Here is a 9,703-nt window from a genome sequence, read left to right on the forward strand (position 1 = left end):
CACACGGCGCTCCCCGTACGCAAGGAGAATCCATCGTCCCCTACAGCACATGCCCCGCGACGATTGCGCCCAGTACCAGCCAGCCGAACCAGCGGTTCGACTTGAACTTGACCAGGCAGTCCGCCGGATCGTCCGGCCGCCACGTTCCGACCTGCCATGCAAGCTGGATCAGCGCCGCCGTCATCAGCATCTGGAACCAGAAACCCAGCCCCGCCAGCAGGCCTGCCGCCAGCAGCCCGCCATAGGTCAGCGTGTAGAAGCCGTAGATCCAGATCTTGGATGCGTCGCCCAGCCGGAGCGCCGTCGACTTGACGCCGATGCGGGCGTCGTCTTCCTTGTCCTGATGGGCGTAGATCGTGTCGTAGCCCAGCGTCCAGACGATCCCCGCCGCGTAGAGCACCAGCGCCGGCAAGTCCAGGCCGCCCGTCACCGCCGACCAGCCGACCAAGGCGCCCCAGTTGAACGTCAGGCCGAGGAACGCCTGCGGCCACCACGTGATCCGCTTCATCGTCGGATAGGTGAAGACCAGCGCCAGCGACGCCGCCCCCAGCAGGATGGTGAAGCCGTTGAACTGGACCAGCACCAGCAGCCCGATCAGAAGCTGGAACACCAGGAACGCCAGCGCCTGCTTCACCGAGACCTGCCCGCTCGGGATCGGCCGGCTTCGCGTCCGCTCGACCATGCCGTCGATATCGCGGTCCAGGATATCGTTGACGGTGCAGCCGGCTCCGCGCATCACCACGGCGCCGATGCCGAACAGGGCCATCATCCACGGGTCGGGCCAGCCCTCGGTCGCCAAAGCCTGCGACCACCAGCACGGAAACAGCAGCAGCCACGTCCCGATCGGCCGGTCCAGCCGGGCCAGCTTCAGATAGGGCCGAGCCGGCGCCGGAGCGAAGCGGTCGATCCAGCCGTCGGGCCGGATATCGGTATGGGCTTGCCGGCCGGGCCGGGATGGTTGTTCCAGGGAGGTCATCTGCTGCATCGCTTGATCTGAAACACCGGAGAATCGGACGAAGGCGCCCCACTCTAGCCGAGACCGCCCGGCCATGGCACGCGCTCATCCGCCGGAACCTTCCGGCATGCGGCATGAAGGCTCAAACGTCATAGATCGATAGAAACAGTGTCGGTACCCGGACCCGATGTCCTAAGACACTCCCCTGATCCAGCCCATATCCAGCAAAGTCACGGGAGAGCGGCAATGGCCCGCAAGAAACAAGCGACCGACAATGCCTTCGTGCTGTTCGACGTCCTGTACCAGGACGGCGCCCGCACATCCAACCGCAAGGTGCCCAGCGAACTGCTCGGCGGCCTTGACGGCGACGAACCGGCGAAGGCGCTGATCGAGGAACAGGACCGCAAGATCGCCGAGATGTCCGGCAATCCACGCGGACCGATCAAGAGCATCACCCGATCGCCTAATCAATAGATCTTTTCAGCCCTTTCGATATAAACACGGTGACTGGTGGCGCGCCGAAGGCGCCGCCGGCCTTTCACCCAAAGGTTAATATACCCTCGATCTTTCGGGAAAATCGCGGTGTTCCGCTCAATCGCGCTCACGCCATGGGCGTAATGATGGACTAGCGCCGTCCAGTTATGTAACGTCGCTCGATGGCTGAGTTAAATCAGGTTAACTAATATCCTCCCCGTGATAACCCTGGCGACCAAACATAAACTCCTCCTGGCTGCGGCCGGCGCGGCTCTGACGACGGCACTGCCGCACGCTCACGTAGCGTATGCACAGGTGCCTGGCGCCGTGACGGGCGGCACGGCCATTCCGGGCTTCGGCACGCTGGCTCTGGCAGGTCTCGCCGGCGCCGGTCTGGCCGGAATCCTGTGGCAGAACCTCCGCAGCCGCCGCCATGCGCGCCGCTCGGCGGAGCTGCAAGCGCAGGTGGACAGGCTCGAAGCTTTCCTGACCGCGTCCCCCGATGCGTGGTGCGGCTGGAGCGCCGGCGGCACCCATGCGGTCTCGCCGGCATTCGCGAACCTGCTCGGCGTCGCCCGCTGCGACCGGCTGGAAGATATCGAGAACGCGCTGGAAACCAGCGACGCCGCGGCACTCAACGGCGCTTTCAGCCATCTTCGCCTGACCGGACAGCCTTTCCAGATCGTCGTCACCACCGCCGACGGCGCCCGCGTGCTCGAGCTGAGCGGCTCACGCGGGTCGGGAAGGTCGGGCGGCGAAACGTTCGACGTGCTGTGGGCACGCGACATCGGCGACGTCACGGGCGAGATCAAGCGGCAGACGCAGGCGCGCAACGCGGCGCTCCAGACCGTCGCGGAGCTCCATGCCGCCCTGGACCTGATTCCCTATCCGATCTGGCTGCGCGCCAAGGACCTGTCGATCGTCTGGTGCAACAAGGCCTATGCCGACGCGGTCGAACTCGGGCGCGACGAGGCGATCGAACAGCAGCGCGAGCTGGCGACCGACGCCCAGCGCGGCTCCGGCCGCCGGCTGGCCGAGCAGGCGACCGCCGCCGACGCTCCCCGGTCGGAAACCCAGCACATGGTGATCGACGGTGCCCGCCGGCTGGTCGAGATCACGGAAATTCCCTTCCCCGCCGGGACGGCCGCCGGAGCCATGGTCGCCGGCTTCGCGCTCGACCTGACCGCGCAGGAGGACCTGCGCCGCGAGCTGAGCCGCCACGTCTCCGCCCATGGCGAAGTGCTGGAACAGCTCGGTTCCCCGATCGCGATCTACGGCGCCGACACCCGCCTGCTCTTCTACAATCAGGCCTATGTCTCGCTCTGGGGCCTGGACGTGAAGTGGCTCGAGTCGGAGCCGACCTACGGCGAAATCATGGAAGACCTGCGCGCCCGGCGCCGGCTGCCCGAACACGCCGATTTCCCGCGCTACAAGCGCGAGCAACTCGCCAAGTTCACGTCCCTGATCGAGCCGGCGGAAGACCTGCTCCACCTGCCCGACGGCACTACGCTCCGCATGCTGCTGGTGCCGCACCCGTTCGGCGGGCTGATGTTCATCCTGGAGGACGTCACCAACGCCCTGGCGCTGGAGTCTTCCTACAACACGCTGATGGCCGTCCAGCAGGAGAGCCTGGACAATCTGGCCGAAGGCATCGCCGTGTTCGGGGGCGACGGCAGGCTGAAGCTGTCCAACCCGGCCTATGCCCGGATCTGGAACCTGCGGCAGGAAGACCTCAACGGCGAACCCCACTTGGTCGAACTGGTCGAGAAGATGAAGCACTTCTTCGACTACGGCGACGACTGGGAAGGCTTCAAGCGCGAGACCATCGCCGGAACGCTGGAACGCGCCGCCGGCAACGGCCGGCTGGAACGCGTCGACGGCTCCGTGGTCGAGTTCTCCAGCGTGCCGCTGCCCGACGGCGCCGTCCTGACCAGCTTCCTCGACGTGACCGACAGCGTCCGGGTCGAGCAGGCCCTGCGGGAACGCAACGCGGCGCTGGAAGCGGCGGACCGCCTGAAGTCGGAGTTCATCGCCAACGTCTCGTACCAGCTCCGCACCCCGCTGAACGCGATCATGGGCTTCGCCGAGATCCTGGCGAACCAGTATTTCGGTCCCCTGAACGATCGCCAGCTCGAATACAGCCGCGCCGTCCTGGACAGCGGCCAGCGCCTGCTGCTGCTGATCAACGACATCCTGGACCTCGCCACCGTCGAGGCCGGCTACATGGTCCTGGAGCGTGCCCCGGTGGACATCCCGGCGATGCTGGGCAGCGTGATCGGCCTGACCCGCGACTGGGCACGCAAGCAGAGCCTGAAGCTGGACGTGGACTATGCCGACGACATCGGCACCATCGACGCCGACGAGAAGCGCCTGAAGCAAGCCGTCTTCAACCTTATCAGCAACGCCATCAAGTTCACGCCGCCCGGCGGCAGGATCCTGGTTTCCGCCGAACGGATCGGCGGTTCCTTCGTCCTGGCCGTGACCGATACCGGCATCGGCATCCCGGCCGCCGATCAGGAGCGCGTCTTCGGCCGCTTCGAGCGCGCCAACCCGCAGGCCCGCCAGACCGGCGCCGGACTCGGCCTGTCCCTGGTCAAGAGCTTCATCGAGCTGCACGGCGGCCGCGTCGAGATCGACAGCCGCCTCAACGAAGGCACCTGCATCCGCTGCATTCTGCCCGCCCGCTCCAACTCCGACACGCCGGCCGCGAACGCCGGTCCCCCCGCCCCCCTGCGGGCCGGCAACGGCGCCGGCTGAGGGATTCCGCTCCAATACCACAGGCGAAGGCGTAGAAGCGGCTTCCAGCCGCTTTCAGCGCACAGATTGCGTGCTGTTAGCCGCACAATCCTTCATTTCCCTGCGGAACCACCGTTTCGCACCCTGAAAGCGGCTGGAAGCCTCTTCTACGCCGATATCGGACGGCCGGCAGTAACGACCCCCAATGCAAAAAGGGCTTCGGCGATGCCGAAGCCCTTTTTGCGTCATGGTCGGAGTGAGAGGATTCGAACCTCCGGCCCCTGCCTCCCGAAGACAGTGCTCTACCAGGCTGAGCTACACTCCGATACCCTGGACCGCCCGGCTCAGCGACCTTTTTCAAGGCCGCCGCGTCGCGGCGTGGGCGGGTATATACCGGCAAGACCGGCCCCGCGCAAGCGCCGAATTCCAGGCCAGCCGGACTTTTTAGAACTCGCGGACTTTTTAGAACTCCCGGTCGATCACGAAGTCGATGACGTCCAGCAGCGCCGTCTTCTCCTCGCTGTCGGGGAAGATCCCCAGGGCGTCGCGCGCGATGGCTCCGTAGTGCCGTGCCCGCTCCACGGTGTCGCGCAGCGCGCCGTGCTGGTTCATCAGTCCGATCGCCTTGTCCAGATCGCCGTCGCCCTGCTCCATCTCTTCCAGGGCGCGGTTCCAGAAGATCCGCTCCTCGTCGCTGCCGCGCCGGTAGGCCAGGATCACCGGCAGGGTGATCTTGCCCTCGCGGAAGTCGTCGCCGACGGTCTTGCCGAGCCGCGCCTGAAGGGCGGAATAGTCCAGCACGTCGTCCACCAGCTGGAAGGCGATGCCCAGGTTCAGCCCATAGGCGAACAGCGCGTCCTCTTCCACCGACGGACGCTCGGCCACGACCGCGCCGATCTGGCAGGCCGCCGCGAACAGCTCGGCCGTCTTGGAGCGGATGACGTCCAGATAGGCCTGCTCGCTGGTGCCGGTGTCGTTCGACGTGGTGAGCTGAAGCACCTCCCCTTCCGCGATCACGGCGGAGGCATGCGACAGGATGCGCAGCACGTCCAGCGACCCGTCCTCGACCATCAGCTCGAAGGCGCGGCTGAACAGGAAGTCGCCGACCAGCACGCTGGCCTTGTTGCCGAACACCGCATTGGCCGAGGCAAGCCCGCGCCGCAAATCGCTTTCGTCCACGACGTCGTCGTGCAGCAGCGTGGCGGTGTGGATGAACTCGACGCAGGCCGCCAGCCCTTGGTGCCGGTCGCCGCCGTAGCGGCACAGCCGCGCCGAGGCGAGCGTCAGCACCGGCCGCAGCCGTTTGCCGCCGGCGGCCACGATGTAGCCGGCCAGTTGGGGGATGAGTTCGACCGGGGACTGCATGCGGTCGATGATGAGGGCGTTGCAGGCCTTGAGGTCGTCTGCGACCAGGACCGTCAGCTTATCGAGTGCGTTCACGTCCGGGGTTGATCGTTTCAGGCTGAGGTTGGTCACGACCGCCAATTTGGTCTCCAGCATGGCGTGGCAGGGCACGAGATGATAGCGAGCATAAGGACAGGACTTCGCTGGTCAAGTCCGCTGTCGAAATCGCCGCGGATGAGTTGATATCGTCTAATGTCATTCTAGCATCGAAACAAGATCCACCGCGCGGTTTTCCGTCCTCTCTTCCCGTGCTATTCACGGATGGCGCGCCCGACGACTGAGCGCGCACGATGGGGACGATTGATGAAGGAACTCCTGCGGACGGTCGACCCCGTACTGTTGTCATGGCTGACGGCGCTGCTGGCCGACGCCGGCATCGAGGCGATCGTGCTGGACACCTATACCAGCATCCTGGAAGGCAGCATCGGCGCGATCCCCCGCCGCCTGATGGTGGTGGAGGAAGACTACGACGCCGCCCGCCGCATCCTGGTGGAGGCAGGCCATCTCCCCCGTCCCTGATCCGGCAATCGAACCGCCCGATCGGCCCCCTTGGTCGGAAGACCGCCTGCTGGATGGCCGCATCCGGCTTAAACAGCCGCGCCAGGGCTACCGCGCAGCGATCGACCCGATTTTGCTGGCGGCGGCCACGCCGGCATTGCCGGGCGAACGCGTCCTCGACGTCGGGGCCGGCGTGGGAGCGGCATCGATGTGCCTCGCCCACCGCGTTCCCGGCGTCCATGTCACCGGCCTGGAACTGCAATCCGATCTGGTCGAGCTTGCCACCGCCAATATCACCGACAACGCCCTGGAAGGCCGCGTCGCCATCCTTGCCGGCGACCTGCAATCGCCTCCCGCCTGCCTGTACCCCTCCGGATTCGACCGGGTCATGTCCAATCCGCCCTTCCAGAAGGCCGGCACGCATACCCCGCCGCCGGGCGCCGGCCGGGCGCTGGCCCATGGCGAAGGCTCCGCCGACCTCCCCGCCTGGATCGCCTTCTGCACCCGCATGCTGAAGCCGCGCGGCACTTTGACGCTGATCCACCGCGCCGACCGCTTGGACGACCTGATAGCACTGCTTCACGGCAGGTTCGGCGCCGTCACGCTGATACCGCTCTGGCCGAAAGCCGGGCGTCCCGCCAAGCGCGTCATCGTCAGCGCGCGCCGGAATGCCCGCAGCCCGGCGCTCATGTCCCCCGGCCTCGTGCTCCACGAAACCGACGGCAGCTTCACCCCGGCCGCCGACGCTATCCTGCGCGACGGAAAGGCGCTGGAACCCTGACCGGCAGGCTTTTATTCCAACCGATTTGCTCCATCTATATCCCATGTTGATCCGCCGCATCATGACCGCCCTCGGTCGCAAGCCCGCCCCCATCGTTTCCGTCATTCGCCTTTCCGGTGTCATCGGCGCGGGAGGGGCGCTCCGTCAGGGCATCACCCTGTCGGCCCTTGCCCCCGTGATCGAGCGCGCCTTCGCCGTTCCCGGCCAGCAGGCGGTGGCGCTCCAGATCAACTCGCCCGGCGGCTCGCCCGTCCAGTCGGCGCTGGTCGCAGGCCGGATCAGGCAGCTTGCCGACGAGAAGAAGGTGCCCGTCTTCGCCTTCGCGGAGGATGTGGCCGCTTCGGGCGGCTATTGGCTCGCCTGCGCCGCCGACGAGATCTACGCCGACACCAGTTCGATCATCGGCTCGATCGGCGTCGTTTCCGCCGGCTTCGGCTTCCAGGACCTGATCGCCCGCTACGGCATCGAGCGGCGCGTCCATACGTCCGGCACCCGCAAGGCGATGCTCGATCCGTTCCAGCCGGAGAACGAGGAAGACATCGTCCGCCTGAAGGCGATCCAGGCCGAAATCCACGACGCCTTCAAGGCCATGGTGCGGGACCGCCGGGGCGGACGCCTGAAAGGCACCGACGACGACCTGTTCACGGGAGAGTTCTGGACCGGAACCCGTGCGCAGGAGCTTGGCCTGATCGACGGCCTGGGCGATCTCCGCACCGTCATGCGCGGCCGCTTCGGCGAGAAGGTCAAGCTGCGCCTCGTCCAGGGCGACCGCCGCTGGTGGCGCGGCCGCGTCCGCAGCGAAACATCGCTGCCCTCGATGCTCCCGTCCGGATTGGCCGACGATTTCGCCCAGGCCGTCATCGGCGCGGTGGAGGAACGGGCGATGTGGTCGCGTTTCGGCCTGTGACCGGCGGAACGGCCACCGGTTTTTCCACCCGGCGGTAAGAACATCCCGCAATACCGGGCAATGCGGGGTTGCGCTGTGCAACCTCGCAAGCTTTAATGGCCTCGAAATATCTGGCTGGGGTGCCGCCTCGTTCTTGAGCGGCTGAGATCATACCCATCGAACCTGTTCGGATCATGCCGACGAAGGGAGCCTCTTGACGACATCGCCTCCATCTTCATCCTCCGTTCTGATCGTCGGCGCCGGCGTCATCGGCCTCGGCATCGGCTGGCGTCTGGCCGCCGCCGGATGCCGCGTCGATGTCTTCGACAAGGGCGACGCCGGCCTGGGCGCCAGCCAAGCCGCCGCCGGCATGCTGGCCGCCGGCGTGGAGGTCGAACCCGGCGAGGAAGGCCAGCTTCCGCTGAACCGCCACAGCCAGCAGCTCTGGCCCTCCTTCGCAAAGGAACTGGAAGCCGCCGCCGGCATTGAGATCGACCTGCGGACCGAAGGCACGCTGGTCGTGGCCCTGAACGCCGACGACGCCGCCCGGCTGCGCTTCAACTTCGACCTTCAGAAGAGCCTTGGCCTCGACCACCAGTGGCTGACCGGCGGAGAGGCGAAGAAGCGCGAACCTTACCTGCACACCAACACCGTTGCCGCCATCTTCAGCCCCGGCGACCATCAGGTTGACAACCGCAAGCTCGCGAAGGCGCTGCGCATCGCGTTCGAACGGGCCGGCGGCCGGTTGCACGAGCACTCCCCCGTCGCCGAAATCCTGACCGAAGGCAACCGGGCCATCGGAATCAGGCTGGAGAGCGGCGACTTCCATCACGCCGATACCACCGTGCTGGCCGCAGGCGCCTGGTCCCGCGCGATCCCCGGCTTGCCCGACCTCGCCCGGCCGCCCGTCCGCCCGGTCAAGGGCCAGATGGCCGCACTGCGCATGGACCCGGACGAACCGCTGCTGCGCCAAGTCGTCTGGACGCCCAGCGTTTATCTGGTCCCCCGCCGCGACGGCCGTCTGGTCATCGGCGCCACGGTCGAGGAGCGCGGCTTCAACACCGACCTGACGGCGGGAGGCGTCATGTCGCTGATCGAGGGCGCATGGCGCACCCTGCCCGGCATCGAGGAACTGCCGATCGACGAACTCTGGGTCGGCTTCCGCCCCGGCTCGCGCGACGACGCCCCGATCCTTGGGCCTTCCGGCCTCGACGGCCTCGTGCTCGCGACCGGCCACCACCGCAACGGCATCCTTCTGACGCCGGTCACGTCTGATGCGATATCCGACCATATCCTTACCGGCCGGACCGCCGATGTCATCCGCCCCTTCGGCCTGGACCGATTCGTGAAAAAAGCGGCATCGAACCGCCGAGATCCCAGGAGGGAACAGCAATGACCCAGCATATCCAAGTCAACGGCAAGCCGGAGTCGCTGGCCGCCTCGACCCTCGACGCGCTGCTGCGCACCAAGGGGGTGGCGCCCGGCGCCAAAGGCGTGGCCGTGGCTTTGAACGGGATGGTCGTCCCGGCTGCCCGCTGGCCGGAAATCAGCCTGTCGCCCGGCGACGAGCTGGAAATCGTCCGCCCCTTCTCCGGCGGCTGAAGCCCCGCCCCCGCAGCACCGAGATACCGTAATCATGACCGACACGTTGGAAATCGCCGGCCGCCGTCTGAACTCCCGCCTGTTCATCGGGACGGCGGGCTACCCGAACCGTCAGGTGATGCTGGACGCCATCACCGCCAGCGGGGCGGAGGTCGTCACCGTCTCCATCCGCCGCATCAGCCTGGAAGGCTACGCCGAGAGCATGGTGGACATGCTCGGCTCCGACTATGTCCTGCTGCCCAATACCGCCGGCTGCTCCACTGCCCGCGAAGCCGTGCTGACCGCCCGCCTAGCCCGTGAAGCCCTGCAAACCAACTGGATCAAGCTGGAAGTCATCGGCGACAGCGAAACCCTGCACCCTGATGTG

At 66.7% G+C, this 9,703-nt stretch carries 9 protein-coding genes, 1 tRNA gene, 1 pseudogene and 1 riboswitch; of the genes and pseudogenes, 8 read left to right on the forward strand and 3 right to left on the reverse strand.

The features are described from left to right. Positions 1-40 precede the first annotated feature (40 nt). Positions 41-976: a 4-hydroxybenzoate octaprenyltransferase gene (gene ubiA / locus AC5JJ6_RS27130; protein WP_496045060.1), complete on the reverse strand. Its 936-nt coding sequence runs from the start codon at positions 974-976 to the stop codon at positions 41-43. A 225-nt stretch (positions 977-1,201) separates the two neighbouring features. On the opposite strand from ubiA, the gene AC5JJ6_RS27135 reads away from it, so the two are divergent. Together AC5JJ6_RS27135 and AC5JJ6_RS27140 are read left to right on the forward strand one after the other, a co-directional pair. Continuing rightward, positions 1,202-1,429: a hypothetical protein gene (locus AC5JJ6_RS27135; RefSeq protein WP_044432207.1), complete on the forward strand. Its 228-nt coding sequence runs from the start codon at positions 1,202-1,204 to the stop codon at positions 1,427-1,429. A gap of 327 nt (positions 1,430-1,756) precedes the next feature. Continuing rightward, a complete protein-coding gene (locus AC5JJ6_RS27140) occupies positions 1,757-4,186 on the forward strand; it encodes a PAS domain-containing sensor histidine kinase (RefSeq protein ID WP_496045061.1) in 2,430 nt (809 codons plus the stop codon). Positions 4,187-4,413: 227 nt separating this feature from the next. On the opposite strand, the gene AC5JJ6_RS27145 is transcribed toward AC5JJ6_RS27140, so the two are convergent. Beyond that, positions 4,414-4,490 (reverse strand) — tRNA-Pro (locus AC5JJ6_RS27145). A 137-nt stretch (positions 4,491-4,627) separates the two neighbouring features. Next, positions 4,628-5,650 carry a polyprenyl synthetase family protein gene (locus AC5JJ6_RS27150; RefSeq protein WP_496045062.1) on the reverse strand — a complete coding sequence of 341 codons (1,023 nt, stop codon included), beginning with the start codon at positions 5,648-5,650 and terminating at the stop codon, positions 4,628-4,630. 222 nt (positions 5,651-5,872) lie between these two features. Between AC5JJ6_RS27150 and AC5JJ6_RS27155 the strand changes: the two genes are divergently transcribed. The 6 genes and pseudogenes from AC5JJ6_RS27155 to thiG form a co-directional block, all read left to right on the forward strand. Continuing rightward, positions 5,873-6,088, forward strand: a complete 216-nt coding sequence (locus AC5JJ6_RS27155) for a putative signal transducing protein (RefSeq protein ID WP_496045063.1) — start codon at positions 5,873-5,875, stop codon at positions 6,086-6,088. A gap of 112 nt (positions 6,089-6,200) precedes the next feature. Further along, the gene (locus tag AC5JJ6_RS27160; RefSeq protein ID WP_496045064.1) at positions 6,201-6,848 is read left to right on the forward strand and encodes a tRNA1(Val) (adenine(37)-N6)-methyltransferase; all 648 of its coding nucleotides are present in this window, start codon (positions 6,201-6,203) and stop codon (positions 6,846-6,848) included. 61 nt (positions 6,849-6,909) lie between these two features. Further along, the gene (locus AC5JJ6_RS27165; protein ID WP_496045065.1) at positions 6,910-7,755 is read left to right on the forward strand and encodes a S49 family peptidase; all 846 of its coding nucleotides are present in this window, start codon (positions 6,910-6,912) and stop codon (positions 7,753-7,755) included. A gap of 105 nt (positions 7,756-7,860) precedes the next feature. After that, a riboswitch (TPP riboswitch) is annotated at positions 7,861-7,960 on the forward strand. Next, a complete protein-coding gene (thiO, locus tag AC5JJ6_RS27170) occupies positions 7,949-9,130 on the forward strand; it encodes a glycine oxidase ThiO (RefSeq protein ID WP_496045066.1) in 1,182 nt (393 codons plus the stop codon). It overlaps the preceding riboswitch by 12 nt. Continuing rightward, entirely contained in the window at positions 9,127-9,336 is a 210-nt protein-coding gene (gene thiS / locus AC5JJ6_RS27175; protein WP_496045067.1) for a sulfur carrier protein ThiS, read from the forward strand. The genes thiO and thiS overlap by 4 nt, the downstream gene beginning before the upstream one ends. Before the next feature lie 34 nt (positions 9,337-9,370). Beyond that, positions 9,371-9,703: pseudogene (gene thiG, locus AC5JJ6_RS27180) on the forward strand (thiazole synthase); the annotation flags it as partial.

Source organism: Skermanella sp. (assembly GCF_059503625.1).

Bases quoted from the DNA above. Each gene is read 5' to 3' on its own strand.
- thiS (WP_496045067.1), top strand. From the start codon at position 9,127: ATGACCCAGCATATCCAAGTCAACGGCAAGCCGGAGTCGCTGGCCGCC.
- AC5JJ6_RS27135 (WP_044432207.1), top strand. From the start codon at position 1,202: ATGGCCCGCAAGAAACAAGCGACCGACAATGCCTTCGTGCTGTTCGAC.
- AC5JJ6_RS27165 (WP_496045065.1), top strand. From the start codon at position 6,910: ATGACCGCCCTCGGTCGCAAGCCCGCCCCCATCGTTTCCGTCATTCGC.
- AC5JJ6_RS27155 (WP_496045063.1), top strand. From the start codon at position 5,873: ATGAAGGAACTCCTGCGGACGGTCGACCCCGTACTGTTGTCATGGCTG.
- ubiA (WP_496045060.1), bottom strand. From the start codon at position 976: ATGACCTCCCTGGAACAACCATCCCGGCCCGGCCGGCAAGCCCATACC.